The 24,535-nt window shown below is 75.8% G+C and carries 25 protein-coding genes and 9 pseudogenes; 17 read left to right on the top strand and 17 right to left on the bottom strand.

The window, feature by feature from the left end:
• The first annotated feature begins 49 nt into the window (after window positions 1–49).
• The gene (locus DA06_RS20435) at window positions 50–1,105 is read left to right on the top strand and encodes a hypothetical protein (protein WP_418605889.1); all 1,056 of its coding nucleotides are present in this window, start codon (window positions 50–52) and stop codon (window positions 1,103–1,105) included.
• A gap of 70 nt (window positions 1,106–1,175) precedes the next feature.
• On the opposite strand, the gene DA06_RS20430 is transcribed toward DA06_RS20435, so the two are convergent.
• Window positions 1,176–1,820: a phosphoribosyltransferase gene (locus tag DA06_RS20430; protein WP_418608126.1), complete on the bottom strand. Its 645-nt coding sequence runs from the start codon at window positions 1,818–1,820 to the stop codon at window positions 1,176–1,178.
• Here DA06_RS20430 and DA06_RS20425 point away from each other — a divergent pair.
• Both DA06_RS20425 and mraY read left to right on the top strand, forming a co-directional pair.
• Window positions 1,771–2,184, top strand: a complete 414-nt coding sequence (locus DA06_RS20425) for a hypothetical protein (protein WP_418608355.1) — start codon at window positions 1,771–1,773, stop codon at window positions 2,182–2,184. The two genes, DA06_RS20430 and DA06_RS20425, sit on opposite strands and share 50 nt — an antisense overlap.
• Complete coding sequence (mraY, locus tag DA06_RS20420) at window positions 2,181–3,272, top strand: phospho-N-acetylmuramoyl-pentapeptide-transferase (RefSeq protein ID WP_043503868.1); 1,092 nt, start codon at window positions 2,181–2,183, stop codon at window positions 3,270–3,272. The genes DA06_RS20425 and mraY overlap by 4 nt, the downstream gene beginning before the upstream one ends.
• On the opposite strand, the gene DA06_RS20415 is transcribed toward mraY, so the two are convergent.
• The gene (locus tag DA06_RS20415; protein WP_418605888.1) at window positions 3,239–3,913 is read right to left on the bottom strand and encodes a hypothetical protein; all 675 of its coding nucleotides are present in this window, start codon (window positions 3,911–3,913) and stop codon (window positions 3,239–3,241) included. The two genes, mraY and DA06_RS20415, sit on opposite strands and share 34 nt — an antisense overlap.
• Window positions 3,910–4,296, bottom strand: a complete 387-nt coding sequence (locus tag DA06_RS20410) for a hypothetical protein (protein WP_418605886.1) — start codon at window positions 4,294–4,296, stop codon at window positions 3,910–3,912. The genes DA06_RS20415 and DA06_RS20410 overlap by 4 nt, the downstream gene beginning before the upstream one ends.
• 18 nt (window positions 4,297–4,314) lie before the next feature.
• On the opposite strand from DA06_RS20410, the gene DA06_RS20405 reads away from it, so the two are divergent.
• Both DA06_RS20405 and DA06_RS20400 read left to right on the top strand, forming a co-directional pair.
• Window positions 4,315–4,947 carry a GTPase gene (locus DA06_RS20405; protein WP_418605885.1) on the top strand — a complete coding sequence of 211 codons (633 nt, stop codon included), beginning with the start codon at window positions 4,315–4,317 and terminating at the stop codon, window positions 4,945–4,947.
• A complete protein-coding gene (locus tag DA06_RS20400) occupies window positions 4,944–6,290 on the top strand; it encodes a xylulokinase (RefSeq protein ID WP_418605883.1) in 1,347 nt (448 codons plus the stop codon). Before DA06_RS20405 ends, DA06_RS20400 begins: the two co-directional genes overlap by 4 nt.
• A 2-nt stretch (window positions 6,291–6,292) precedes the next feature.
• Here the strand turns inward: DA06_RS20400 and DA06_RS20395 are convergent.
• Both DA06_RS20395 and DA06_RS20390 read right to left on the bottom strand, forming a co-directional pair.
• Window positions 6,293–6,409 (bottom strand): annotated as a pseudogene (locus DA06_RS20395) (XdhC family protein); the annotation flags it as partial.
• A gap of 49 nt (window positions 6,410–6,458) precedes the next feature.
• Window positions 6,459–7,082: pseudogene (locus tag DA06_RS20390) on the bottom strand (vWA domain-containing protein); the annotation flags it as partial.
• Between the two features lie 8 nt (window positions 7,083–7,090).
• Here DA06_RS20390 and DA06_RS20385 point away from each other — a divergent pair.
• The 4 genes and pseudogenes from DA06_RS20385 to DA06_RS20370 all read left to right on the top strand — a co-directional run bounded on the left by DA06_RS20385 (window position 7,091) and on the right by DA06_RS20370 (window position 9,597).
• Window positions 7,091–7,468, top strand: a complete 378-nt coding sequence (locus DA06_RS20385; protein ID WP_043503848.1) for an FGGY-family carbohydrate kinase — start codon at window positions 7,091–7,093, stop codon at window positions 7,466–7,468.
• Window positions 7,468–8,181, top strand: coding sequence for a class II aldolase/adducin family protein (locus tag DA06_RS20380; protein ID WP_418605881.1), 714 nt, complete (start codon window positions 7,468–7,470; stop codon window positions 8,179–8,181). The genes DA06_RS20385 and DA06_RS20380 overlap by 1 nt, the downstream gene beginning before the upstream one ends.
• Window positions 8,178–9,101, top strand: a pseudogene (locus tag DA06_RS20375) (LacI family DNA-binding transcriptional regulator); the annotation flags it as partial. The gene DA06_RS20380 and the pseudogene DA06_RS20375, both read left to right, overlap by 4 nt.
• Window positions 9,102–9,201: 100 nt before the next feature.
• The gene (locus tag DA06_RS20370) at window positions 9,202–9,597 is read left to right on the top strand and encodes a peptidoglycan DD-metalloendopeptidase family protein (RefSeq protein WP_418608125.1); all 396 of its coding nucleotides are present in this window, start codon (window positions 9,202–9,204) and stop codon (window positions 9,595–9,597) included.
• 31 nt (window positions 9,598–9,628) lie between these two features.
• Here the strand turns inward: DA06_RS20370 and DA06_RS20365 are convergent, their stop codons facing one another.
• From DA06_RS20365 to DA06_RS20350, 4 genes and pseudogenes are all read right to left on the bottom strand, one after another.
• Window positions 9,629–9,841, bottom strand: coding sequence for a tyrosine-type recombinase/integrase (locus tag DA06_RS20365; RefSeq protein ID WP_418608124.1), 213 nt, complete (start codon window positions 9,839–9,841; stop codon window positions 9,629–9,631).
• Window positions 9,842–9,992: 151 nt separating this feature from the next.
• Window positions 9,993–10,457: pseudogene (locus DA06_RS20360) on the bottom strand (site-specific integrase); the annotation flags it as partial.
• A gap of 215 nt (window positions 10,458–10,672) precedes the next feature.
• Window positions 10,673–11,137, bottom strand: a pseudogene (locus DA06_RS20355) (cation diffusion facilitator family transporter); the annotation flags it as partial.
• 104 nt (window positions 11,138–11,241) lie between these two features.
• A complete protein-coding gene (locus tag DA06_RS20350; RefSeq protein WP_418605880.1) occupies window positions 11,242–11,619 on the bottom strand; it encodes a division/cell wall cluster transcriptional repressor MraZ in 378 nt (125 codons plus the stop codon).
• On the opposite strand from DA06_RS20350, the gene DA06_RS20345 reads away from it, so the two are divergent.
• On the top strand, window positions 11,618–12,622 hold the full coding sequence (locus DA06_RS20345) for an ABC transporter permease (RefSeq protein ID WP_418605879.1): 1,005 nt from the start codon (window positions 11,618–11,620) through the stop codon (window positions 12,620–12,622). The two genes, DA06_RS20350 and DA06_RS20345, sit on opposite strands and share 2 nt — an antisense overlap.
• A 238-nt stretch (window positions 12,623–12,860) precedes the next feature.
• Here the strand turns inward: DA06_RS20345 and DA06_RS20340 are convergent.
• The 3 genes and pseudogenes from DA06_RS20340 to DA06_RS20330 all read right to left on the bottom strand — a co-directional run.
• A pseudogene (locus tag DA06_RS20340) lies at window positions 12,861–13,382 on the bottom strand (ATP-binding protein); the annotation flags it as partial.
• 139 nt (window positions 13,383–13,521) lie between these two features.
• Window positions 13,522–14,046, bottom strand: a complete 525-nt coding sequence (locus DA06_RS20335) for a PH domain-containing protein (protein ID WP_043503825.1) — start codon at window positions 14,044–14,046, stop codon at window positions 13,522–13,524.
• Window positions 14,047–14,113: 67 nt separating this feature from the next.
• Entirely contained in the window at window positions 14,114–16,111 is a 1,998-nt protein-coding gene (locus DA06_RS20330; RefSeq protein WP_418605878.1) for a DUF3180 family protein, read from the bottom strand.
• On the opposite strand from DA06_RS20330, the gene DA06_RS20325 reads away from it, so the two are divergent.
• The gene (locus tag DA06_RS20325) at window positions 16,106–16,453 is read left to right on the top strand and encodes a hypothetical protein (protein WP_418605877.1); all 348 of its coding nucleotides are present in this window, start codon (window positions 16,106–16,108) and stop codon (window positions 16,451–16,453) included. The genes DA06_RS20330 and DA06_RS20325 overlap by 6 nt on opposite strands.
• 40 nt (window positions 16,454–16,493) lie before the next feature.
• A pseudogene (gene mscL / locus DA06_RS20320) lies at window positions 16,494–16,760 on the top strand (large conductance mechanosensitive channel protein MscL); the annotation flags it as partial.
• A 225-nt stretch (window positions 16,761–16,985) separates the two neighbouring features.
• On the opposite strand, the gene DA06_RS20315 reads toward mscL, so the two are convergent.
• Window positions 16,986–17,150, bottom strand: coding sequence for a hypothetical protein (locus DA06_RS20315; protein WP_418605876.1), 165 nt, complete (start codon window positions 17,148–17,150; stop codon window positions 16,986–16,988).
• Window positions 17,151–17,222: 72 nt separating this feature from the next.
• Window positions 17,223–17,417 carry a hypothetical protein gene (locus tag DA06_RS20310; protein WP_418605875.1) on the bottom strand — a complete coding sequence of 65 codons (195 nt, stop codon included), beginning with the start codon at window positions 17,415–17,417 and terminating at the stop codon, window positions 17,223–17,225.
• A gap of 100 nt (window positions 17,418–17,517) precedes the next feature.
• On the opposite strand from DA06_RS20310, the gene DA06_RS20305 reads away from it, so the two are divergent.
• Window positions 17,518–18,663 carry an alkaline phosphatase family protein gene (locus DA06_RS20305; protein ID WP_418605873.1) on the top strand — a complete coding sequence of 382 codons (1,146 nt, stop codon included), beginning with the start codon at window positions 17,518–17,520 and terminating at the stop codon, window positions 18,661–18,663.
• The gene (locus DA06_RS20300; protein WP_043503806.1) at window positions 18,663–19,307 is read left to right on the top strand and encodes a thymidine kinase; all 645 of its coding nucleotides are present in this window, start codon (window positions 18,663–18,665) and stop codon (window positions 19,305–19,307) included. Before DA06_RS20305 ends, DA06_RS20300 begins: the two co-directional genes overlap by 1 nt.
• Window positions 19,308–19,325: 18 nt before the next feature.
• Here the strand turns inward: DA06_RS20300 and DA06_RS20295 are convergent.
• Window positions 19,326–20,174, bottom strand: a pseudogene (locus tag DA06_RS20295) (DUF222 domain-containing protein); the annotation flags it as partial.
• A 76-nt stretch (window positions 20,175–20,250) separates the two neighbouring features.
• On the opposite strand from DA06_RS20295, the gene DA06_RS20290 reads away from it, so the two are divergent.
• The 3 genes and pseudogenes from DA06_RS20290 to DA06_RS20280 all read left to right on the top strand — a co-directional run.
• Window positions 20,251–20,625: a hypothetical protein gene (locus DA06_RS20290; RefSeq protein ID WP_418605872.1), complete on the top strand. Its 375-nt coding sequence runs from the start codon at window positions 20,251–20,253 to the stop codon at window positions 20,623–20,625.
• A 296-nt stretch (window positions 20,626–20,921) separates the two neighbouring features.
• Window positions 20,922–21,362 (top strand): hypothetical protein, encoded by a 441-nt coding sequence (locus DA06_RS20285; protein WP_418605871.1) that lies wholly within the window; start codon window positions 20,922–20,924, stop codon window positions 21,360–21,362.
• A pseudogene (locus tag DA06_RS20280) lies at window positions 21,259–22,050 on the top strand (FtsK/SpoIIIE domain-containing protein); the annotation flags it as partial. The gene DA06_RS20285 and the pseudogene DA06_RS20280, both read left to right, overlap by 104 nt.
• Window positions 22,051–23,208: 1,158 nt before the next feature.
• On the opposite strand, the gene DA06_RS20275 reads toward DA06_RS20280, so the two are convergent.
• Together DA06_RS20275 and DA06_RS20270 are read right to left on the bottom strand one after the other, a co-directional pair.
• A complete protein-coding gene (locus DA06_RS20275; RefSeq protein ID WP_418608121.1) occupies window positions 23,209–23,643 on the bottom strand; it encodes a hypothetical protein in 435 nt (144 codons plus the stop codon).
• A gap of 120 nt (window positions 23,644–23,763) precedes the next feature.
• Entirely contained in the window at window positions 23,764–24,423 is a 660-nt protein-coding gene (locus tag DA06_RS20270) for an FG-GAP repeat domain-containing protein (RefSeq protein ID WP_043503781.1), read from the bottom strand.
• Between the last annotated feature and the right edge of the window lie 112 nt (window positions 24,424–24,535).

Below are 24,535 nucleotides of genomic sequence, written 5' to 3'. Positions count from 1 at the left end.
GCCAGCTGGCGAGTTCCGCACACCTTTGTGCCCTAACGGAAGTATCTCCATGCGCGCTCACCCCGTCCGGCTCCTCGCCGGGACCCTTCTCAGCACGGTTCTCGTCGCGCTGCCCGGCACGGCCTCCGCGGTCACGTCCGGCGATGTGCCACCGCAGTCCGGGTCGGCCGCGACGGAGGCATCCGCCGGGGCTCCCGCGACGGCCACGGAGCCGCCGAGCGAGGCCCCCCGCGAGCCCGGCGACGGAGACGCCCGCCGAGGCCCCCACGCCGACACCCTGACGTGGCGGACCGCGACCGCCGCGACGGGCACCGAGCTGCCCGGGGGCGGCCAGCTCGTGCTGCCCGGGAAGACGTACGTGGCGCTGTACGGCACACCGGGCTCCGGCGCGCTCGGGGTGCTGGGCGAGCAGGACGTCCCGGCCACCGTCGCGCGGGCCGCCGAGCACGCCGAGCCCTACCGGGCCCTCACGGACACGCAGGTCGTCCCCGCGCTCGAGATCATCGCCACCGTCGCGTCGAGCGGCCCCGGCGAGGACGGCGACTACTCCGCCGAGCGGAGCGTCGACCAGCTCCGCCCGCTCGTGGAGGCCGCGCACGAGCACGGCCAGTACGTGGTCCTCGACCTGCAGCCCGGACGCACCGACTTCGTCACCCAGGCCAGGCGGTACGAGGAACTGCTGAAGCTGCCGAACGTCGGCCTCGCGCTGGACCCGGAGTGGCGGCTGCGGCCCGACCAGGTCCACCTGCGCCAGATCGGCCAGGTGGACGTCGCCGAGGTCAACCAGGTCGTGACGTGGCTCGCGGACCTCACGCGGGCGAACAACCTGCCGCAGAAGGTCCTCGTCCTCCACCAGTTCCAGGTGCGGATGATCCCCGGCGTCAACGACGTCGACCAGTTCCGTTCGGAGCTTGCCGTCGTCATCCACGCGGACGGGCAGGGCGCCCAGGGGGACAAGCAGACCACCTGGCGAACCCTGCACGCCAACGCCCCTGCGGTGGCCCACTGGGGCTGGAAGAACTTCTACGACGAGGACGTCCCCATGCTCACCCCGGAGCAGACCATGCAGGTCGAGCCGCGGCCCGCCTTCGTCAGCTACCAGTAGTGACCGACGCGCTGCTGGCCGGGGTCGTGGCCGGGTTCGGCATCGCCGTCCCGGTCGGGGCGGTCGCCGCCTACCTGGTCACGCTCGGTGCCCGCCACGGGTGGCGGACGGGGGGCGGCCGGCGGTCTCGGCGCCGGCCCGGATCCGTCTCCCCGCCGTCCGCGCCGGCGGCCGCGGCCCTGTCCCACCGCTCGCGGGAGGCGGCCAGCAGGTCGCGGACCTCGGCGTCGGAGGTCTGGGAGAAGTCGTAGTAGCCCTGGCCCACCCCGTAGAACGGCTCGGGGGCCCAGGCGCAGACGACGTCGTCGGCCTCCCGGCCCACTCCCGCGCAGCTCGATGCCGACCCCACGGGCACGGCGACCACCAGCCGCGCCGGGTGCTGCAGCCGCAGCGCCGCGATGGCGGCCCGCATGGACGATCCGGTGGCGAGCCCGTCGTCGACGAGGAGCACCACCTTGCCCTGCACGGGCAGCGGGGGACGGTCGCCCCGGTAGAGCTCCTCCCGGCGGCGCAGCTCCGCCTTCTCCGCGTCGAGCACCTTGCGGAAGGCGTGCTCACGGACTCCGGTGTGCCCGAGAACGCGCTCGTTGCGCACCACCACCACGTCCTCCCCCACGCCGGTGATGGCCCCCATCGCCAGCTCGGGCTGGCCCGGCACGCCCAGCTTGCGCACGACCACCACGTCCAGCGGCGCCCCGAGCGCCTGCGCGACCACCGCGGCCACCGGGACGCCGCCACGCGGAAGGCCGAGCACGGACGTCGTCGCGCCCGGCGTAGTCCCTCAGCTCGTCGGCGAGCGCCCACCCGGCCTCGCGACGGTCGGCGTACGGCTCCTGGCGCGTCATCGTTCCGTCCCCGGCGCCCGCGAGGCCGCCGGAGCCGACGGCGCCGCCCGCGGGGCCGCTGACGGTGCCGCCAGCGAGGTGCTCCAGGTCCCCGACGTCGACGCCGCCCGGACCCTCCTGGAGGAGCGGCTGCGCCGCGGCGACGTCGTGCTCCTCAAGGGCTCGAACGGCTCCGGCATCTGGCGGCTGGCCGACGCGCTGCTCGAGGGCACCACCGGGAGGACCGCGTCATGATGTCCGTGCTCATCGCGGGGGCGGTGGCCCTGATCGTGGCCATGGCAGGCACCCCGCTGTTCATCCGCCTGCTCGTGGCGAAGAACTACGGCCAGTTCATCCGCCAGGACGGACCGACCGCCCACTTCACCAAGCGCGGCACCCCCACCATGGGCGGGGTCGTCATCATCGGCGCCACGGTGCTCGGGTACGCCGTCTCCAACATCGTCACCGGCCGGCTGCCGAACGCCTCCGGCCTGCTCCTGCTCTTCCTCATGGTCGGCATGGGCCTGATCGGGTTCCTCGACGACTACATCAAGATCTCCCGCCAGCGCTCGCTCGGCCTCGACGAGCGCGGGAAGCTCGTCGGCCAGGCCGTCATCGGCATCACGTTCGCCGTGCTCGCGCTGCAGTTCGAGAACGAGAACTACCGCACGCCGGGCTCCACCCGGATCTCCTTCATCCGGGACACCGGCATCGACCTCGCCTGGGCCGGCGCCGGCCTCGGGCTCGTGCTGTTCGTGCTGTGGGCCAACTTCCTCATCACCGCCTGGTCCAACGCGGTCAACCTCACCGACGGCCTCGACGGCCTCGCCACCGGGGCGTCGATGTTCGTCTTCGGCGCCTACACGGTCATCACGATCTGGCAGTCCAACCAGTCCTGCCAGTACCTCACCGAGCCCGGGCCCGGCTGCTACGAGGTCCGGGACCCGCGCGACCTCGCCATCGTCACGGCCGCCATCGTCGGCGCCTGCTTCGGGTTCCTGTGGTGGAACACCTCACCCGCGCAGATCTTCATGGGCGACACCGGCTCCCTGGCCCTCGGCGGCGCGCTGGCCGGCCTGTCCATCCTCACCCGCACCGAGTTCCTCGCCGTGATCCTCGGCGGCCTCTTCGTCATCATCGTGATGAGCGACGTCATCCAGATCGGCTTCTTCAAGATGACCGGCAAGCGTGTGTTCCGCATGGCCCCGCTGCACCACCACTTCGAGCTCAAGGGCTGGGGCGAGGTCACCATCGTCGTGCGCTTCTGGATCATCGCCGCCCTGTGCGTCGCGATCGGCCTCGGCATGTTCTACGCCGAGTGGGTCTCGGTGGCGCCGTCATGACCGGTGGGGCCCCGCTCGACCTCGACGGCGCCCGCGTGGCGGTCGTCGGCCTCGGCGCCTCGGGGCGCGCCGGCGCTGGACGTCCTCGGCACCACCGGGGCGGCCGCTCGGCTCCGACCTCTCGCGGCTCGGCCGGCACGCCACGCACCGGGGCCGCCCGTCGCCCCGGACCCCGGTCGGGGAGAACCGGCCCCCGCCGCCACCAGGTCCGCCGACCCGTCGGCGGCGCTCCCGCCCACCGGACCGGCGGAGGTGCTCGCGGCCGCCGTCTCGCGTCGTCGGTCCGCCCGGCCCGGCGGGCGAGCGAGATCACCGCGTCCGCGAGCGCGTCGGAACTTGCGGCCGCCGGCTCGACCGTGTCCGCCCCGAGCGACCGGCAGCGCTCCGCCTGGTCCGGGGCGGCGACGAGCACGGTCCGCACCCCCGGCCGCGCGCAGCCGGGCGACCACGGCGCGGTCCACGCCCGGCAGCTCTGCGTCGAGAACGGCTATCCGCCCGAGCCCCGCCGCGGCCGCCGCGAGAACCTCCGGCAGGTCGGCGCAGCGCCGCACGACCCGTACCCCGGAGCCCGGCGAGTCCAGCGCCTGCACCACCTCGCTCTCGACCGGTCCGGCGAGGGCGAGCAGGATCCCCACGCTCACGCGGTGCCGCCCTCCGTGCCCGCCGCGCCGGCGTTCGCGCCGACGAAGGTGGGGACCGCGACGAGCTGTCCGTCGGACGAGAGGGCGGCGAGCACGTCCGGCAGATCGAGCCGAGGGACCAGGAGCTCGACGGAGGTGCCGGTGGAGCTGGCGAGCACCGAGTCGTCCTTCACGATCTCGGCGACGACGAGCTCGGCGGCGACGAGTTCGGGCTCCGGGGCCTCCGCGGCCTGCTGCCCGACCCCGGCGACGGGGGCCGGAGGCGTCAGCCACAGGTCGACCGCGGTGCCGGGGCCGAGGTCGGCGGGAACGGTGAGACCGAGCGGGACGACGACGGGACGCAGGTCGACCGCCGAGGCCTCGCCGACGGCGGATCGCGGCACGAGCGGGCGCAGGCGCTCGTGCAGCGGGCCGAGCAGCGGCAGAACCTGGCGACCGGCCGGACCGTCGTCGCCCTCCTCGGCGCCACCGGGTCGGGCAAGTCGACGCTCTTCAACGCGCTGGTCGGGCGGGAGGTCGCCAGGGCCGCCGCGCGACGGCCGACGACGACCCGCCCCCTGGCGGCGGTGTGGGGAGAGGACGACGCCGCCGAGCTGCTCGACTGGCTCGACGTGCCCGAGCGCACCCGCGCGACGGGCCCGGAGGAGCTCGACGGACTCGTCCTGCTCGACCTGCCGGACATCGACTCCACGGCCCGCGAGCACCGCCGCATCGCCACGCGCATGGCGGGCACGGTCGACGTGCTCGTGTGGGTCCTCGACCCGCAGAAGTACGCGGACGCCGTCGTCCACCGCGGCTACCTCGCACCCATGGCCGCGCACGCCGACGTCACCATGGTGGTGCTGAACCAGATCGACACGCTCGCGCCGGGGGAGCGCGACGGCGTGCTGCGCGACCTCGCCGGCCTCCTCGAGCGTGACGGCCTGACGGGGCGTGGAGGTGCTGGCCGTGTCCGGGCGCACCGGCGAGGGCGTGGCCGAGCTGCGCGGCCGGGGGCAGGCGCCGGACGGCCGGCCGCGGGAGGCTCGGCATGAGCATCGTGGCGCACGACCTCGGCACCAGCGGATGCAAGGCGTCCCTGCACGACGACGCGGGACGCCTGCTCGCCTCCGTCACCGTCACCTACCCGGTCCGGTACGGCCCGGGTGGCGAGGCGGAGCAGGACCCGGAGGACTGGGCAAGGGCCGTCGCCGTCGCGACCCGGCAGCTGCTCGCGACCGCCGGCCGTCCCGCCGACGGCGTCGAAGGGGTGGTGCTGTCCGGGCACATGCAGGGCGCGGTCCTGCTCGACGCCGCGCTGGACCCGGTCCGGCCGGCCATGATCTGGGCGGACCGCCGCAGCACCGCCCAGGCCGGGCGGGTCGCCCGCACCGTCGACCCGGCGGAGGTCTACCGCCGCACCGGCCATCGGCTGTCCGAGAGCTACACCCTCACCAAGGCGCTGTGGGTCGCGGAGGAGGAGCCGGACGTCCTCGCCCGCGCTGACCACCTGGTCCAGGCCAAGGACTTCGTCGTCGCCCGCCTCACCGGGAGGGTCGTGACCGACCCCTCGGACGCCTCCGGGACCAACCTGTACCTGCTCCAGGAACGGCGGTGGTGGAGCGAGCTCGCCGAGGCGACCGGCCTGCCCGCGCGGCTCCTGCCCGACGTCGTCCCCTCCACCACCGTCGTCGGCACCCTCCCGGCCGACGCCGCCGCGGCGACCGGGCTGCGCGCCGGCACCCCGGTGGTGCTCGGCGGCGGCGACGGGCCGACCGCCTCGGTGGCCGCCGGATCCCTCAGTCCCGACGACGACCCGTACGTCTGCCTGGGCTCCTCGGCCTGGCTGGCGCTGGCGGCCGACCGGCCCGCCCTCGACCCCGCCCGGCGGACCATGACGTTCTGCCACGTGGTGCCCGACCGGTACGTGCCGATCGCGACGATGCAGTCGGCCGGCACCGCCCTCGACTGGATCGCCGGCGCGGTGGGCGACGACGTCGCACACCTGCTCGACGAGGCCGCCGGCGTCCGCGCCGCCGACGACGGCCTGTTCTTCCTGCCCCACCTCCTCGGCGAGCGGGCCCCGCTGTGGACCCCGAACGCCCGCGGCGCGTTCGTCGGGCTGACCCCCCCGGCACGGCCGGGCCCACCTGGTGCGCGCCGTGGTCGAGGGCGTGGCGGGTGGGCCACGACCGTGGCGACGGCGACGGGCCGCCCGGCCCGCACGTCGTCGGCAACGTCCCCGAGCTCGGGGAAGTCGGCCTGCGAGACGCGCTCGACGAAGACGTCGAGGATCCCGCCGCACGTCAGGCCGACGGCGAAGGCGGACTCGTCACTGATGCCGTACCGCTCGAGCGTGGGCGTCCCGGAGGCGACGACGTCCTCGCCGGTGGCGTAGACCGCGCCCTCGACGCACCCGCCCGAGACCGAGCCCACCGCCTCCCCGCCTGGGCCGACCAGCATCGCCGCGCCCGGGGGCCTCGGTGCGGAGCTGAACGTGGCGACGACGGTGCCCATCGCCACGCTCTCCCCGGCCCGCCACCACCCCAGGAGCTCGTCCAGGACGTCACGCATTGCCCACCACCTCCAGCAGCTCGGCGAACGTGGCCATCGAGTGGCCCGGGACGAAGACGTCGACGTGCGGCAGCGCGGCGACGATGCCCGCCTGCACGGGCCGGTAGCCGGCCCTGCCGCGGTGCGGGTTGGCCCACACGACGGTGTGCGCGAGGCCGTGGAGGCGTCGCATCTGCTCGGCGAGCACGTCCGGGCCCTGCCGCTCCCAGCCGTCGGAGCAGATGACGACGACGGCCTGGCGGGCGGTCCCGCGCCGCCCCCACCGGTCGAGGAAGGCCGCGAGAGTCTCGCCCAGCCGGGTGCCGCCCGACCAGTCCGGGACGGCCTCCCCCGCCGCGAGGAGCGCGCGGTCGGCGTCGCGCTCGCGCAGGGCGGCCGTCACGCGGGTCAGGCGCGTGCCGAGGGTGAAGACCTCCGTGGTGCGCGGCGCCGCCCGGACCATCGTGTGAGCCAGGCGCAGGAGCGAGTCGGTGTAGGGAGACATGGAGCCGGAGACGTCGAGGAGGACGACCACCCGGCGGGGCCTCGTCGTGCGCCGCCGACGGCGGACCGGGCCGGGCTCACCCATGCTGCGCAGCTGCTCGCGGAGCGTGGCGCGCCCGGCCGGCGGACCGCGGGCAGCTGGTGCGCACGGTGCTGGAGTCCCTCGCCGTCGCCTACGCCCGCGAGGTCGCGGACCTGTCCCGTCTGACCGGGATCAGCCCCGACCACGTCGTCGTCGTGGGCGGCGGGGTGCGCAACACCCTGCTCGTCGAGATGACGGCGGCCGCCTGCCGGCTGCCGGTGGTCGCCGGCGCGGCGGAGGCCTCCGCCGTCGGGTCCGCCCTCGCCCAGCTCCAGACCCTCGGCCACCTCGGGCCCGACGACGGTGCCCGCGTGCTCGCGGCGTCCGTCCCCACCACCGTGACCGAGCCGGGTGACGTCGACGCCGCGCTGCACCCTCTCGCCGACCTCGCCGACGCCACGACCGCGCTGCCGACCGACCGGAAGGAACTGATCTGATGACGCCCGAGGAGAAGGAGCTGCGCGAGCAGATCTGTGACGTCGGCCGGAACCTGTGGCAGCAGCAGATGGTCGCCGCCAACGACGGCAACATCACGGCGCGCCTGCCGACGGGGGAGATCCTGTGCACGCCGGCCTCGGTGTCGAAGGGCTCGCTGACGCCTCGGAAGATCGCCAAGGTCGGGCCGGACGGAGCGGTCCTCGACGTCACCCCGCCCTGGAAGCCGTCGTCGGAGCTGCGGATGCACCTGAAGGTGTACAAGGCCGACGAGCGGGTAGGAGCCGTCGTCCACGCCCACCCCATGTTCGGCACCGTCTTCGCGGTCCGCGGCGAGGCGCTGACACTGCGGATGCTGCCCGAGTCGGTCATCCACATGCCGGAGATCCCGTTGGCCCCGTACGCCACGCCCTCGACCGACGAGCTCGGGGAGGTCGTCGTGGCCTTCGTGCGCGACCACCACGGCTGCCTGCTCGAGCAGCACGGTGCCTTGACCTGGGGGGACCGACCTCAACGACGCCTACCTGGCCATGGAACGCCTGGAGTACACCGCGCGGGTCAACTACCTGCTCAGGCTGGTCGGCGGCGCACGGGAACTGCCCGAGGACGCGATCGAGACGCTGATCGCGCTGCGCACGCAGTACGGCCGGTGAGGAGGACGCGGTGGGGGAGGACGCCGGTGCGACCGGCACGACCGGGGAGAGGAGACCCATGACACGCCGAGAGGTCGTGATGGCCGACGTCGCACGCGCCGCCGGAGTGTCCCTGCAGACCGTCAGCAGGGTGCTCAACGGCTCCGCCGCCGTGCGCGAGTCCACCCGGTCCAAGGTGCTCGGCGTCGTCGACCAGCTCGGCTACCGGCCGAACCTCCAGGCCCGGTCCCTCGCCTCGCGCCGCACCAACCTGCTCGGCGTGCTCGTCGTCGGCACCGTCTACCACGGACTGGCGGCGACGCTGCTCGCCGTGGAGGAGGCGGCCCGCCAGGCCGGCCTGCTCGTGACGATCACCCGGGTGGCGGCCGACGACGCCGAGGGCGTCGCCACCGCGATGGGCAGCATCGCGCTCCAGCGCCCGGAGTGCGTGGTGGTCCTCGCCCAGCACGGCGCGACCGTGCCCGTGCTGCTCGCCCACCACGACGACGTCCCCATGGTCCTGCTCCTCTCGGGCCAGCACGGCCTGCCGGGCGTGTCGACCGTCTCGGTCGACCAGGAGGCCGGCGTCCGCGCGACGCTCGAGCACCTCCGCGCGCGCGGCGCCCGCACCGTCACGCACGTCGCCGGGCCCCGCAGCTGGACCGACGCCACCTCCCGCATCGAGGCCTTCGAGCGGCTCGCGCCGCAGCTGGGCCTGACGCCGGCGGTGGTCGACGCGCACTCGTGGGACGCGGAGGACGGCTACCGGGCGGGCCGGGCCGTCGCCGCCGGCGGGCTGCCGGACGCGGTAGTCGCCTCCAACGACCACCTCGCGCTCGGCGTCGTCGCCGCCCTGCGCGACGACGGCGCGCACGTGCCGGACGACGTCGTCGTCACCGGGTTCGACGACGTCCCCGGCGCGGGGTTCTTCGACCCGCCCCTGACGACCGTGCGCCAGGACTTCGCCGCGCTCGGTACCGCCGCGGTGGCCAACGCGCAGGAGCTGTGCGCCGGCGCGCCCCCGCACGACGTGCGCCTCGCGCCGGAGCTCGTCGTGCGGGCCCCGCCGGGTACGTCTGGCCCACCGGTGGGCGGCCGCACTGGTGCGGGCCTTCGACGCCCCGTCGGCCCCCTGGTCGCCCGGGCACCGCGGCGTCGACCTCGAGCTCGCCGTGGGAGCCCGGGTGGTGGCCGCGGCCGACGGCGTGGTCGCCTTCGCCGGGACCGTGGTGGACCGGCCGGTGGTGTCGGTCGACCATGCCGACGGCGTCCGCACCACATACGAGCCGGTGCGCCCGGCGGTGCGGGAGGGCCAGCGTGTGGCCGCCGGGGAGACGATCGGACACCTCGAGGCCGGCCACTGCCCGGTCCTCCGGCTGACGACCTGCCTGCATCTCGGTGCCCGCACGGCTCCGCGCACCTACGTGGACCCGCTCCGCCTGCTCGGCGCAGACGTCGTCGTCCGCCTGCTGCCCGAGGACATGGACCTCGCCGGGTGAGGACCGCCCCAACGCTCGGCGCCGCGGCGGGTCAGGCGCGCGGGTGCGCCTGGGTGTAGGCGGCGCGCAGGCGCTCCGGGGTCACGTGCGTGTAGCGCTGGGTCGTGGCGAGCGAGCTGTGCCCCAGCACCTCCTGCACGGTGCGCAGGTCGGAGCCGCCGGCGAGCAGGTGCGTGGCCGCGGAGTGGCGCAGTCCGTGGGGGGCGATGTCGTGCACGCCGGCGGCTGCGGTGAGCCGGTGCAGGACCCCGCGCAGGGTGCGCGGGTCGAGTCGCCCGCCGCGCGCACCCAGGAAGAGCGCGGGTCCGCCGGCGGGGCGGCTCAGCCGGGGCCTGCCCCCGCTCCCGCCACGCCGTGACGGCCCGCAGGGCCGGGACCCCGAACGGCACCACGCGCTCCTTGTTCCCCTTTCCCCGCACCCGCACGGTGCGTTCCGCGGGGTCCAGGTCGTCGACGTCGATGCCGACGAGCTCGCTGACCCGCACGCCGGTGGCGTAGAGGAGCTCGAGGGCGGCCCAGTCGCGCAGGTGGACGGGGTCGTCGTCGTCGGCCCGCTCCGCCGCCCTGTCGAGCAGGCCCGCCGCGTCCCCCACCCCGAGGACCACGGGGAGATGCCGGTCGGGTCGCGGGCTGCGCAGCCGGGCCCCGACGTCGGTGCGGAGGTGCCCGGTGCGTGCCGCCCAGGTGCAGAAGGTCCGGACGGCAGCGACGCGGCGCGCGAGGGTGGAGCGGGCCATGCCCCGGCGCTGCTGCCCGACGAGCCAGGACCGCAGGACGGTGACGTCGAGCTCGTCGAGGGCGACGCCGTGCTCCTCCAGGTGGGCGAGCAGCGAAGTGACGTCGCCGAGGTAGGCACGCACGGTGTGCGCGCTGAGGTTCCGCTGCAGGCCGAGGTGCCGGCCGAACGCCTCGAGCACCGCCTCCGTCCCCTCCACGCGCCCACCGTACGCGCGCGGGTCCGCGCCCGCGGCAGCCCTCGCCGGTGCGTCGCGGCGTCACCCCACGCCCCGGCCCGCCGGCACGCTCGGCCGCTGTGGAAGACCGGTTCATGCTGCCGGTGTCCAAGGGGTTCGATCTGCAGCGTGCTGTGGTCGATGTCGAAGTGCTCGGCGACGCAGGCCTGGAGCTGGTCGAGGACGTGCGGGGCATGGCCGTCGTGGAAGCACGCGTCCTCGAGCACCACGTGGGCGGAGAGCACGGGGAAGTCCGGTGGCGATCTGGGAGGCGTGCAGGTCGTGGACGTCCAGACGTGCTCCAGCTCGAGGATGTGCCCGCGTACGGCCTGCAGGTCGAGGCCGCGCGGGGTCGCCTCGAGGAGCACGTCGGTGGACTCCCGGAGCAGCACCAGGGTGCGCGGGACGATGAGCAGGCTGATGAACATGGCCGCGATGGCGTCGGCGCGCTCGAACGACGTGGTCGCGATGACGACCGCGCTGACGATCACCGCGACCGAGCCGAGCGCGTCGTTGAGGACCTCGAGGAACGCGGCGCGCATGTTGAGATTGTCCGTGCGCTGTCGGGCCCTCCACCGCCCGACCAGGACTCCCTCCGCCTGCTCTGCGCCGGGGAAGTGCGTCAGAGTCGCGGTGAGAGACCTCGTCGTGCGGGGTGGTGCGGTCGGTCCGGACGGGAGCGGGTGGAACCTCAGAAGAGTCCGGGAACCACCTCCTCCGCGGTCTCGGCGAAGGCCTGCTCCTGCTCGGTCAGGTACGTCTCCCAGGCCGCGGCGTCCCAGATCTCGATCCGGGTCCCGGCGCCGATCACGGCCAGGTCCCTGGTGAGGCCGGCGTACTTGCGCAGCGCCGGGGGGATCGTGACGCGACCCTGCTTGTCCGGGACCTCGTCGGCGGCGCCGGAGAGCCTGGTGCCGCGCGCCGTCTCCGCCGCCGGTGCCGCGCTCGCCGCCCTCGCCGGACGGCACCGCGCCACGGCCCGGCTCGCCACGGTCAACTCCACCCGGAACCCGCGCCGGACCTCGGCGACCGCCTCCGCGCTCGTCATCGGGGTCGCCCTGGTCGTCATGATGGCCACCGGCGCGGCAACCGCGCGCACCAGCCTGGACCGCGCCCTCGCGGAGACCTTCCCCGTCGACGTCCTTGTCGAGGGCGAGCAGGTCACCGCCGCGCACCTCGACGCCGTGCGCGGCGTCGAGGGCGTGTCTCTGGCGACGCCGGTCACGGCCGCGCCGGTGCGGCTCGGTTCCGGCACTTCCGCCGCGGAGGTCGAGGTTCTCGGGATCGACCCGGCCAGCGCCGTCGAGGTCGTGCGCGACCAGGCCCTGTTCACCGACCTGGACGACGACGTGCTGCTCCTCGGGGACAAGGTCGCCGAGACGGCCGGGCTGGCGAACGGGCAGGACGTCACCATGAGCACCCCGGACGCCCGGGTCAGCCGCACCGTGGTCGTCGTCCCCGCCGGCACGCTGGCGCTCGCGACGGCCGCCACGCTCGACGAGCTGTCGCCCGGGGCGCCGGTCGTGGAGGTGTGGGCCCGCCTGGCCGACGACGTGCCGGCGGCCGAGCAGGTGCGGGAGGTCCAGGACGCGGTGGTGGAGGCGAGCGACGGTGCCGTGCCCTACGTGACCGGGCTGGCCGCCGAGCGGCAGATCTACGCGGAGGTCATCGACACGCTGCTGGCGATCGTGATCGGCCTGCTGGGCGTGGCGGTGCTGATCGCCCTCGTGGGGGTGGCGAACACGCTGTCGTTGTCCGTGATCGAGCGGCGCCACGAGCACGCCCTGCTGCGGGCGGTGGGCCTGACCCGCTCGCAGCTGCGCGGCACCCTCATGGTCGAGGGCGCGCTGATCGCCCTCGTCGGCACGGCGCTCGGCGCGGTGCTGGGGATGCTCTACGGCTGGGCCGGGTCCGCGGTGCTGCTCGGCGCCACGGGCGACGTCACGCCCGCCGTGCCGTGGCTGCACCTCGGCGCGGTGGCCGTGGTGGCCCTGGTCGCGGGCCTGGGCGCGTCGGTCCTCCCCGCACGCTCGGCGGTGCGCACCCCGCCGGTGGCGGCGCTGGCGGCCTGACCGCACGGGCGCGGCACCGTCCGGGCGGGGGCCGTCCGGGCGGGACGCCGTCCGGGCGGGCGACCGTCCGGTCCGTATCCACAACCCTTCGCGGGCGTCCGCGACGGACCCGGGGGGCGAGGGGGCCGAGGTCGAGCCGGGTGGTGCCGCGCTGGCGGAGCAGCTCGGCGAGCACGGGCCGGAGGGGGTGCCGTCCGGGCAGCTCGTCGTCGCGGTAGGTGGCGAGCACGAGCAGCGGCGCGTCCCCGAGCGCGGGGGCGAGGAAGCGCAGCAGGTGCCAGGTGGACGGGTCGCCCCAGTGGAGGTCCTCCACGACGACGAGGAGAGGGCGCCGGCGGGCAGCCCCCTCCAGGACGCGGGCGATGGCCTCGTAGAGGCGCAGCCTCTCCATGCCCGACTCCGACGTCGGCGCGTCCAGCTGCGGCAGGAGGGCGCCGAGGGAGGCCCAGCCGGCGCCCGCCCACTCCAGCACGGCGTCCCGCCCGTGCCGGTCGACCAGCGTACGAAGGATCTGCACGACGGCGGCGTAGGGCATCCCGTCCCCGGCGAAGGCGACGCACTGGCCGGAGACGACGTCGGCCTCCTCGGCGATCAGCTCCGCGAAGCGGGTGACGAGGGTGGTCTTGCCCATGCCCGCCTCGCCGGCGACCAGGACGGTGCGCGCACTGTCCGCGCGGGCGGCGTCCCAGGTGCTGCGCAGCTGGTCGAGCGGGCCGGCGCGGCCGACGACGAGGGGCACCAGGGTGGTCACGGCGCTCATCGTGCCACGCGCGCCTCCCGGCGGGTCGAGGCCGGAGCGACCCCGGTGGTACGCGCGCGCCAGACGGGCCCGGCCGCCGCGGCGGCCCCGGGAGCGTCCTCCGGCCAGGCGCCGTGCTCAGGACCCGGGTGCTGCGCGGTCACAGCCCCGCCAGCCTCGCCTCGCCGCGGGCGGTGAGACGGTCGCGCAGCCGTGCGGCCTCCTCGGGCGGGAGCCCCGGGATGGTGGCGTCCGTCTGCGCGGCGGCGGTGTGCAGACGCACCTGGGCCACGCCGCAGCGGCGGTCCAGCGGGCCCGCGTTGACGTCGACGAACTGCATGCGGCCGTACGGCACGACGGTCAGCGAGCGGAACAGGATGCCCTTGCGCACGAGGAGGTCGTCGTCGGCCTCGGCGTACCCGATGGCGTGCACCTGGCGCGGGACCAGCCACAGCAGCCAGCCCAGCACGGCGAGCACGACGGCGGGGGCCGCCCACGTCCAGCCGCCCACGAGGACGCCCAGGGCGACCGACCCGGCGGCCGGCAGCAGCAACCAGGCGACCACGGTGACCAGGCGGGCGGTCACGAGTCCCCGGGAGACCGGCGTGAACGCGATCCCGGCGGGCTCGAAGGGGTTGCGGGCACCACGGCCGCCGTCGGTCGCGGGCGCGCCGCTCGTCGTCATCTCCTCGGTCACTTCCTCAGCCTGGCAGAGTTCGCGGGCGGTTCCATCATCCTTCGGTCGGAACCTCTCAGGCGGCGGAGGCGCCGTGGTTCGCGCCGGAGGGGTCGTCCTCGTCGTCGGGCGGGACGCGGCACCACCACTCCACCAGCAGCGCGACGGCGACGAGCGCCAGGCCGGCCAGCAGCGCGAGGCCGGCCGCGACGGCCTGCTGCCGCGGCAGCGGGGCGGAGAGGTTGTCCAGGGCGACGAGGACCTGCGCGGCGAAGTAGCCGACGAGCACGGAGCCGACCAGGGAGCTCGCCTTGGCCAGGAGCACCACGCGCGCGGCCCCCAGGGGCGTCATGGAGGTGGGTTCCTGCTGCACCAGGCGCCGCACGCCCCGGCCCAGCCACAGCAGGACGACGGCGAGGAGCGCCGGCCCGAGGGCGGAGACGAGCGGCACCGGCACCGGAAGGAGCCCCCGCGCCTCGACCCCCTCGAGCACCAGGTAGGAGATCAGGCCACCGCCGAGCGCGAGCAGGGCGAGGCTCTGCCAGGAGGTGCGGCTCACCGCGTCCCCTCCACGGCGGCGCTTCCGGCGGTCCTTCCGGCGGAGCTCCTGTCGGCGTCCCGGGCGGGGCGGGGGTCGGTGCGGAGCCAGTCGTCCCCCACCCAGGTGAGCGTGGCTCGGTCGCCGGCCGGGCGGCGCCCCGGCCAGCTCCGCGGCCATCGCCTCGGCCTCCTCGGCGGCGCGGGCGAACTGCCGGTCCGGCGCCAGGTCGGGGCTGTCCAGCCGCAGGTAGTTGGTGAGGACGTTGACGACGTGCGTGGGGTCCTCGGACCAGCGCGGCGCCCCGAGGTCGATCTCCGCGACGGCGCGGTGGCCGTAGACGGCGAGGAAGCCCCGCAGCGCGTGCTGGGCGGTGTCCGGGAGCGATCCCTCGGCGTAGCGCCGGGCGATCTCTCCGGGCTCGGTGCCGCGGAAGAGCGATGCGGACGCCGGGTCGTCGCGCAGGAGGGTCGCGCTCCGCCACAGGGTCAGGTCCATGTCGGTGGTGACGTTGTTCGGCAGCCCGCGCAGCACGGCCGCCAGCTCGCCGCGCCGGGCGCGCGACCCGAGCAGCCACCGGGCGAGACCGAACCAGGCGTATCCGGCCACCGCCGGCGGCAGCTGGTCCAGGACGGCGGTCATCAGCCTCCGGGTGAGCACGTGCTCGACGGCATCAAGCCGCTGCTGCCCGGTGGCGTGCTCGGGCAGCGCGTCCACGATCCGCCGCACGGCGAGCTCGACTCCTCGAGCCGCGCCCGGTCGAGCGTGCCGCTCTGCAGCGCCTCGACGACGCCCGCGTGGGCCAGGGCGTTGTCCGCCGGGTTGAGCAGCAGGTCGGCGCCGGCCCGGAGGGCGGCGACCGCGACGTCGCCCGCGTCCCCGACGGTGGCCAGCCGCCCCCATCCCGAGGCTGTCGGTCACCGTGACGCCGGAGAAGCCGAGGTCCTCGCGCAGGATCCGGTACGCCTCCGGCGAGAGCGAGGCCGGGACGCCCGGGTCCCAGGCGGGAACGTCGACGTGCGCCACCATGACCATCGGAACGCCCGCCTCGACGGCGGCCTCGAACGGCGGAAGCTCGTTCGCGGCGATGTCCTCGGCGCTGCCCCCGTGGACCGGCAGGGCCAGGTGGGAGTCGGTCGTCAGCGAGCCGTGGCCCGGGAAGTGCTTCACCGAGGCGAGCACCCCGCCGTCGAGAAGACCCAGGAACGCGGGGACGACGGCGGCGCTCACCGTGGCGGGGTCGTCGCCGGCCGAGCGGGAGCCGATGGTGACGTCCTGGCCGGGCACCGTGACGTCGGCGACCGGGGCCCAGTCGACGGTGACGCCGGAGGCGCGCAGCTCGCGCGCCATCGCCTCGTGGGCGTCCCGCACGAGCCCCGGCTGTCCCGCGGCGGCGGCCCGTCCGGAGGCGGCGAAGGACGGGAACGTCGTCCACGGCCCGACCGGTCCGGACATGCGCTGGACGGTCCCGCCCTCGTTGTCGGTGCTGACGATGCCCGGCCAGTCCCGCCCGTCGGCGGCGACGGCGTCGTGCACGCCGGCGCTCAGCGCGCGGACCTGCTCGAGCGGCCGGCAGGCGCCGTCGTCGTCCCGGTCCCGGTGGCCGACGCCGCCACCGCCCGGCTCGCCGAGCCGGGGCAGCGGATCGACCTCGTCGCCGCCGGCAGCGACGTCACGGGCGTGGAGGCGCAGGCGCAGGTCGTCGCACGGGACGTCGTCGTGCTGGCGACCTGGACGCCCGAGTCGGGCGGGAGTCTCCTCGAGCCCGGGATGGCGGAGGTCACCTACCTCTACGTTGCGGCGCCCGAGCGAGTCGCTACGGTACTTGTCGGCTCGAGCGCCTGGGCTCCCCTGCGCGCCGTTCTCAGGAGTCCGTGACGCCGGGTCCCCGCGTCACGCCCGACGTGAAGGATGTTGCATGCTTGCTGGTTTCAGGGAGTTCGTCTCCCGGGGGAACGCCGTCGACCTTGCGGTGGGCGTGGTCGTCGGCGCCGCGTTCACCACTGTCGTGAACTCCATCGTCAACTCCCTGCTCAACCCGCTGATCGCCGGGCTGGTGGGCAAGCCGGACTTCACCGAGTTCCTCGAGTTCCGGATCGGCGACGCCCTGGTCCAGCCGGGCGCCGTCATCACCGCGCTCGTCAACTTTCTCCTTGTCGCGGCCGCGATCTACTTCTTCGTCGTCCTGCCCCTCAACAAGCTCGCCGCGCGCCGCAAGGCGCACGACGTCGAGCCCGAGCGCCCGCCGAGGACGTCCGCGTGCTCACGGAGATCCGTGACCTCCTCGCCGCGCAGCAGCGCGGGGGCGACGGCGGGAACGCCGGCGCCGGCAACGGCGCCAGCGGCTCGACCATCACCATCACCCAGCCGAACTAGCGCGGCAGGACGGAGAGCGGGCGGCCCGCCGGCGTCAGCGCCTGCCCCAGTGCGGCGGGACGTCGCGGAGCAGGCGGGCGTCGTTCGCGCCCTCGCCGCCCTCCGGGGTCTTCGACACCTCGACGGGACCCGCGTCACCGCTGTGCAGGGCGTCGACCGGGTCGGCGATCTCCCCCCGCCTCGAGCCGGCGCCGGTCAACGTCCGAGAGCGCGACGACGCGACGGTGGCGCCGGCGCCGCCGCGCCTGGCCGGTACCGCCGGCGTCGTCGGTCATCGTGCCCGCCGGCGCACCACGTGGCCGAGGACGGCGTCCACCTGGGCGCCGCGACGCTTGAGCGCCAGCTCCGCCCGCAGCTCCTCGACGAGGTCCTCGTCGTCCCGGCCGGCTCCGTCGGACTCGATCCACGCGACGAGGTCGTCGAGCTGGTCGTCGCTGTAGGCGGCCAGCGGCAGCCCGCGTACCACGGGAGGGCGCGGGCCGCGCTCGCGCACCGGCACGGGCCTGGCGCGCGGCGCCCCTCCCGGCGCCGTACCGTCGGCCGGGCCGTCGACGGCCGTGGCGTCGGTGCCGACACCCTCGGGCCCGCCGCGCCGTGCTCTCGGGCGCCTGGACGCGGTCGGGCTGCCCACCGCGTCCGCGGGGCGCACCAGCGCCGAGGACCGTGCGGACCTCGGCCTGCCCGCCGCGGCGAAGGTCTGCGTGGTCCTCGTCGACGGCCTCGGCATGCAGATGCTCGTCGAGCGCGGCGGCCACGCACCGTTCCTCCGCTCGCTGCTGCCCGACGCGCTCACCCTGCGCAGCACCTTCCCCTCCACCACCGCGGCCGCGGTCACCGCCGTCGGCACCGGCGAGCTGCCCGGTGCGACCGGCATGCTCGGCTACTCCGTACGGGACCCTGCGGACGGCGGCGTGCTGAACCTCATCCGGTGGGAGGACACCACCGTGCGGCCGCGGGAGTGGCAGCACCGCGACACCCTGGTCGAGCAGCTCGAGCGCCGCCGCGCCGCCGGCGAGGAGCTGCCCGCCGTCGTCAGCGTCGGACCCGCCCGGTTCGTGGGGTCGGGACTGACCGAGTGCGCCCTGCGCGGCATGCGCAACGTCACCGCCGAGTCGCTCGCCGACCGCGTCGACACCGCGGTCGCGCAGCTGCGCCGGCCCGACGTCGCCGCGGTCTACCTGTACTGGGGCGACGTCGACCACGTCGGGCACACCTGCGGGTGGGGCTCGTGGCAGTGGGGCGAGGAGGTCAGCGCGACCGACGGCGAGCTTCGCCGCCTGGCCCGGTCGCTGCCCACCGGCACGCTCCTGGTGGTGACGGCGGACCACGGCATGGTCGACGTCGTGACGCGCACCGACGTCGCCGCCACGCCGGCCCTCGCGCAGGACGTCGAGCTCGTGGCCGGGGAGCCGCGCGCCAACCACGTCTACACCGCCCCGGGCGCCGCCCCGGAGGTCGCGGCCCGCTGGCAGGAGGTGCTCGGCGAGACCGCCTGGGTCGTCGGGCGCGACGAGCTGGTCGCGACCGGGCTGCTCGGGCCCGTCGCGCCCGAGCGTCTGGACGCCGTCGGGGACGTGGTCGCCGTCATGCGCGGCCGGGACGTCGTCGTGGACTCGCGGACCCAGACGCCCGGCTCGATAGGCCTGGTCGGGGTGCACGGCGCCCTCACCGAGGCCGAGATGGCGGTCCCGCTCCTCAGGACGGTGGTCTAGTGGCCCAGCTCGTCTTCTTCTCGGGGACCATGGACTCCGGCAAGTCCACGCTCGCCCTGCAGATGGACCACAACCACGCCGCCCGGGGCCGCGAGGGCCTCATCTTCTCCCGCAACGACCGCGCCGGCGAGGCCGTCCTGTCCTCCCGGCTCGGCCTCGCCGTGCCGGCGGTGGAGGTGCGCGACACGACCGACTTCTGGGTCGAGGTCGTGCGCCGCCGCACCCGGGGCGCCAGGGTCGACTACCTCATCTGCGACGAGGTGCAGTTCTACTCCGCCGAGCAGGTCGAGCAGCTCGCCCGCCTCGTCGACGAGATGGACGTCGACGTCTTCGGCTTCGGGATCACCACCGACTTCCGCACGCACCTGTTCCCCGGCTCGGCCCGGATGCTGGAGCTCGCCGACCGCGTGGAGCGGCTGCAGGTGGAGGCGCTGTGCTGGTGCGGCGCCCGGGCCACCCACAACGCGCGCACGGTCGGCGGCGTGATGGTCACGGAGGGCGCGCAGGTGGTCGTCGGGGACACGGACCGCGCCGAGGACGTCGGTTACGAGGTGCTGTGCCGGCGCCACCACGTCCGCCGGACCACCGCCGCGTCGGCGAGCGCCGCCAGCCTGAGCCCGGAGACTCTGCCGCTGGGGGAGTAGGGCCGCGTGGTCCCGGCGCTACTCCGGGCGGGCGCCGAAGACGATCTCGTCCCAGCTCGGGACGCTGCGACGGCTCGAGCTGCGGCGCGACCGGCGCCGCTCGGCGCCGCGCGCCGGGGGGGCGCGTCGGACGGCCGGCCGTCGGCCGCGCCGGCGCCGGTCTGACCGCTTCCCGTGACACTGCCGTCGCCGTCGCCGTCGCCGTCGCCGGTGCCGTCGCCGGTGGGCAGGGCTGTGCCGTCGGAGCCGGGGTCGGGGGGCAGGACGGTGGCCAGCGGGACGGTGACGTGGACGCGGATGTCGGGGACGGTGAAGCGTTCGCACGAGCGCAGCAGCAGCTGGTGCAGGGGCGGGTACTCCACCCCGGCCGGCGGTGGCGGGCCGTCCGGCGGTGGGTCGTCGGCCGGCGCGTCGGGGCTCGCCGGTGTGTCCGCTTCGCCCGCGCCGGTGGTGTCGCCGCCGCTGCGCGCGGCGCGTCGGCACTGCCGGCAGGCCGGCTCGTGTCGGGGTGGCGGGGTCGGTCGGGCCGGTGGTGCCGGCGATGAGGGCGGCGTGGGTCAGGGCGAGGAGGGCGTCGGCGCGCAGCTGGTCGATGGTGCGCGGGTCGCCGTCGTCGCGGGCCCCGTGCGCGATGGCGTCCAGGGTCAGGTCGATCTGGACGCAGTCCTCGGCCGGGAGCACGGCGTGGATCGAGCCCATCCCGTCCGGGAGCTGGCGGGTGTGGTTGACGTGGCGCCCGGCCCGGGCGCGGGCGTGGCGGGCCTCGGCGTCCTCGGGGTCGACCCGGACCAGGGCCCGGGCCAGGTCGCGGCGGACCTGGGCGGTGGTGCGCCCGTCGGCCTCCTCCAGCACCTCGGCCTCGACCTGGACGGCGACCGGGACCGGGCGAGGTCGTCAGGGTGGTCACGATCGCCCGGGCCCGGGGGTAGTCGATCACCCCGGCGTGCAGGGCGGCGCGGGTCTCGGCGAAGGTGCGGGTCAGGCCCTGCCCGACCCGGATCAGGGTGCGGGCCTCGCGGCGGGAGAGGGCCAGGCGCATCGCGATCTCCTCCCCGGTCACCTCCACCGGCTCCTCGAGCGCGGGATGGGCGAAGAACGTGGCCGCGTCGGCCAGCCCGGCGGCGGCGAGGGCGACCTGCCCGGCGGCCCAGGCCTCGATCCGGCGGTGGGCGGCGAGGACCTCGATGCCCGCGGCCCGCCCGACCCGCCGGGTGTCGGTGCCGGTCAGCACCGCGGCCAGGTCCGCGCCGGCGCGCATCCCGGCCAGGGCCGCGACCCCGACCCCGAGCACCGAGACGTCCTCGCCGCAGGTGTCTGACCACCGCCGGCGGTCGGTCCCGAGGTCGCCGCCGGGCCTGGCCGGGCACCGGTCCCGGGCGGCGTGCAGGCGCCCAGCGCGCACCCGAGCACCAGCGCCACGACGCCGAGGCGGACCGCCGCGGCAGCACCCTCCCGCATCGGACCTCCGTCCCGGCCTCGTGGCGCCCGACGGGCGCGCTGCTCGTCCACCCTGTATTGGTGGTGTCAACTAGGTCACCATGATCACGTAGGGACTGCATGATGGTGGTCCGATCAGGACCGTCTCCGGACGCAAACCCCCGAAGGGGCGCACAGATGGGCAACCATCCTCGGCTCGAGAGCCGCGACGACGTCGTCGCCGGCGACCGCTTCCTCGTGCCCACCGGCCCGGCGATGCCGCAGCGGGGCGTGCCGGCACCGAAGAACGGGCTGCCGGCGCGGGTCCGCACCGAGCGGGCCGCACCCTGGTGGTTCGGCACCCACGGCGGCGCGGGCGAGAGCACCCTCGCGGCGCTGGTCACCGGCTCACGGGCGGCGGACCACGCCTGGCCCGTGCCCCGCGACGTCGAGGACCCGCACCCCGGTGGTGCTCGTCGCCCGCACCAGCGTGCGCGGCCTGGGGCCGCCGCCGACGGCCGGTCCGGGGATACCGGTGCCCGCCGAGCCGATCCCGGCCGGCGGGGCCCCGGAGTCGGTCCACGTGGTGCTGGTGGGGTCGGTCCGGGCCGTCCCCGCCTGGTGCACGCGCGTGGTTGAGGCCCCACCGACCGTGGTGTCCGAGGCCTGGTCCGCCGCCGTGGCGCGGCTGCTGACGGCCGGCCGGCAGGAGGAGGAGCGGTCCGCCCTGCCGGGACAGGTCCGTCTCCGCGACCTGCTCGGAGACGGGCGCGTGGACAGCCCGGACCTCGTGCGGCGGCGGTGGGCCGGCACTGGTCCCGGTCTCTCCGCGCCGCTCGGCGTCGCCGAGGACGGACCGGTCGAGGTGGACCTGGTGGCCCACGGGCCGCACGCCCTCCTGGCCGGCAGCACCGGTTCCGGGAAGTCCGAGCTCCTGCTCGCCTGGCTCCTCGCCCTGGCCGTGCGCCACCCGCCCGACCGGCTCCAGCTCGTGCTCGTCGACTACAAGGGCGGAGCGACGTTCACGGGTCTCGCCGGGCTGCCCCACACCGCGGGCGTGCTCACCGACCTCGAGCCGGCGGCCACCGCGCGGGCGCTGGCCAGCCTCCGTGCGGAGGTCAGGAGGCGCGAGCGGCTCCTCGCCGACGCCGGCGCCAAGGACCTCGCCGCCTACCTCGCGGGCCACCCGGCCGAGCACCTGCCCCGGCTGGCCGTCGTGGTGGACGAGTTCCGGGTGCTGGCCGACACCCACCCGGACGTGCTCGACGCCCTCGTCCGTCTGGCGGCGCAGGGACGGTCGCTCGGCATCCACCTCGTCCTGGCGACCCAGCGGCCCGGCGGAGCCGTGAGCGCAGATCTGCGCGCCAACCTCACGGTGCGGATCTGCCTGCGGGTCCTCGAGGCAGCAGAGTCCCAGGATGTCGTCGGCACCGCCGGCGCGGCCGAGCTTCCGGCGGTGCCGGGACGTGCTCTCGTCCGGACCGACCGCCTTCGCACCGTCCAGGCCCCCTGGTGCGGGGACGACGGCTGGGCGGGGCGCACGGTCCGCGTGGTCCGCGACGCGTGGGAGGAGGCGGACGGCGGAGCGCCGGAGGCCGGGGCACCCGGCCGGCGGGAGGTGCCCGGGAGGCCGTGGGCCCAGCCGCTGCCCCGCCGGGTGGAGCTGAGCACCGTGCGGGCCGAATCCGACGGGAGGGTTGCGCGGCCCGGAGGACAGGTGACCGCGGGCGGTTCGACGGGGGCGGCGGACGAGGGTCTCGTGCTCGGCGTCACCGACCTGCCGGAGGAGCAGCGCCTCGGCGCGTGGGTGTGGGCGCCGTCCGGCCTCCTGGTGGCCGGTGGTCCTGGTACGGGACGGACGGAGACCTTGCGCAGCGTCGTCGCCGCGGCCCTGCACGCCGGCACGGTCGTGCACGTGCTCGCCACGGAGCCGCACCGCTTCGCCGACCTCTCCGGGCCGACGCTGGGCACCGTCGCCGGCGGTGCGGACCCGCGGCGCGCGGCCCGTCTGCTCGAGCTCGTGACGGAGGCGAGGGAGCCGCAGCTGCTCGTCGTCGACGACGCCGAGGCGGTCGCCGAGCAGCTCGACCAGATCGCCGGTCCGGGGCAGGGGCTGCAGCTGCTCGCCCGCGCGCTGCGGGACGGCAGGCGGGCCGGCGTCGCGGCGGTGCTGTCCGGACCACCGTCCCTGCTCGCCGCCAGGTGGACGGAGACGGCGCGGACCCGGCTGGTCCTGGCGCCCAGGGACGAGACCGAGGCGCTCCTCGCGGGCGTGCCCCGTGACCTCCACGGGGGCGACCCCGTGCCCGGCCGGGGCGTTCTGCTCGAGCCGGGCCGGGCCACGCCGGTGCAGGTCGCGCTCGCCGGCGCCTCGAACCTGGGCCCCGCCGGCCCGGGAGTCCTCCGGGTCGCCGCCCTGCCCGACCGGGTCACCCTCGGTGAGCTCGGTCGCACGGACACGGCGGCGGACGCCCTCGCCGGTGGGTCACTCGTCCTGGGTCGTGGCGGGGACGACGCGGCCCGGTACTCGTGCCTCGAGCTGCTCGCGGTCCACCTGCGACGCCAGCCGGGCGAACTCCCGAACGGTGAACGTCCGGCGCACTGCCGCGGGGGCGAGGTCGACCACCTGCGCGCGGTGGTCGCGGGTGAGGGGAAGGACCAGATCGGCGCCGCGCAGCATCTGCTCGGTGACCCGCCGTGCGGCGAAGCCGTCCGGGTCGACGTCCACGCCCCGCAGCAGGTCGGCCATCGGGCCGTGGACCGGCTGCCCGACCAGCGCACCGGTGCCCGCGCTCGCCACCGTGACGCCGCTCGTGGCGCCGAACGCCGCCCGGAAGAGGTGCTCGACGGCGGGGGAGCGGCAGATGTTGCCGGTGCACACCGTGAGGATCGTGAAGTTCTCGCCCGAGCGGTATGCCATGTCCCGTCCTTGTCCGTCAGCCGTGGTGCGGGCCCACGGTAGCCGCACCCGAGGCATCGGGGTGGAGCGGCTCTCAGGGTGAGCGCCGCCGCTCGGGGAGGCCGACGGCGGCCGGTCCCGTCACTGCGGGCACCGTCCGCCGAGGATGGTCGCCGCGTCGCCCTGGTCCTGCGCGGTGACGCCGGGCCACGGTGCGCGCACCCCCTGGAGCCGGTCCGCGATCGCGTTCGCCACCGGCTCGAGCCGCCGCTGCTTCATGTGCCCGCAGGCCCGGTACTGGAGCGAGTGCCCGACCTCGTGCCACGCGGTGTGCTCGATCTTCGCCGCGGACCGGGGTGCCCTGCCGTTCGTCAGCGAGATCCAGATGTACGGCACCGCGGGGCCGAAGCAGCCGACCTTGCCGGCCCCGCACAGGTTGTCCTTCGCCGCGTAGCGCACCGACATGCCGTGGGCGGCGGCGATCTGCTCGTAACGGTTGCGCGGGGCGGGAATCGCGTCGGGCCGGCGGACGCCCAGGGAGTCGGTGCCGTCGCCGTCCCAGTCGCCGACGACGACGGTGTCCCCGTGGCGGCCGTACGCCACCGCCCGGTCCGACCGGCCGCCGGTGAGGGTGTTCTTGACGTGGTAGACGTTGCCGCGGCGCACGGCGAAGGTGTCGCGGCCGTCCGCGTCCCAGTCGCCCACGAGGACGGTGTCGCGCGGGCGGCCGTACGCCACGACCCGGTCGGCCCGGCCGCCGGCGAGGGTGTTCTTGACGTGGTAAGTCCTGCCGCGACGCACGGCGAAGGAGTCGGTGCCGTCGCCGTCCGAAGTCGCCGACGAGGAGGACGTCGCCGGGGCGGCCGTAGGCGAAGACGTGGTCGGCCCGGGTGGTGCAGGGGGTGTCGGAGGC

Origin of the sequence: Georgenia sp. SUBG003 (assembly GCF_000715355.2) — a bacterium.
Lineage (GTDB): Bacteria > Actinomycetota > Actinomycetes > Actinomycetales > Actinomycetaceae > Georgenia.
Note: the sequence above shows the minus strand (reverse complement) of the source record. Positions and strands in the feature narration are given on the sequence as shown.

What these genes read in the sequence shown, in the direction of transcription:
- DA06_RS20435 (WP_418605889.1), top strand. Translation starts at nt 50, where the DNA reads ATGCGCGCTCACCCCGTCCGGCTCCTCGCCGGGACCCTTCTCAGCACG.
- mraY (WP_043503868.1), top strand. Translation starts at nt 2,181, where the DNA reads ATGATGTCCGTGCTCATCGCGGGGGCGGTGGCCCTGATCGTGGCCATG.
- DA06_RS20400 (WP_418605883.1), top strand. Translation starts at nt 4,944, where the DNA reads ATGAGCATCGTGGCGCACGACCTCGGCACCAGCGGATGCAAGGCGTCC.
- DA06_RS20380 (WP_418605881.1), top strand. Translation starts at nt 7,468, where the DNA reads ATGACGCCCGAGGAGAAGGAGCTGCGCGAGCAGATCTGTGACGTCGGC.
- DA06_RS20345 (WP_418605879.1), top strand. Translation starts at nt 11,618, where the DNA reads ATGATGGCCACCGGCGCGGCAACCGCGCGCACCAGCCTGGACCGCGCC.
- DA06_RS20350 (WP_418605880.1), bottom strand. Translation starts at nt 11,619, where the DNA reads ATGACGACCAGGGCGACCCCGATGACGAGCGCGGAGGCGGTCGCCGAG.
- DA06_RS20335 (WP_043503825.1), bottom strand. Translation starts at nt 14,046, where the DNA reads ATGACGACGAGCGGCGCGCCCGCGACCGACGGCGGCCGTGGTGCCCGC.
- DA06_RS20285 (WP_418605871.1), top strand. Translation starts at nt 20,922, where the DNA reads ATGGGCAACCATCCTCGGCTCGAGAGCCGCGACGACGTCGTCGCCGGC.
- DA06_RS20275 (WP_418608121.1), bottom strand. Translation starts at nt 23,643, where the DNA reads ATGGCATACCGCTCGGGCGAGAACTTCACGATCCTCACGGTGTGCACC.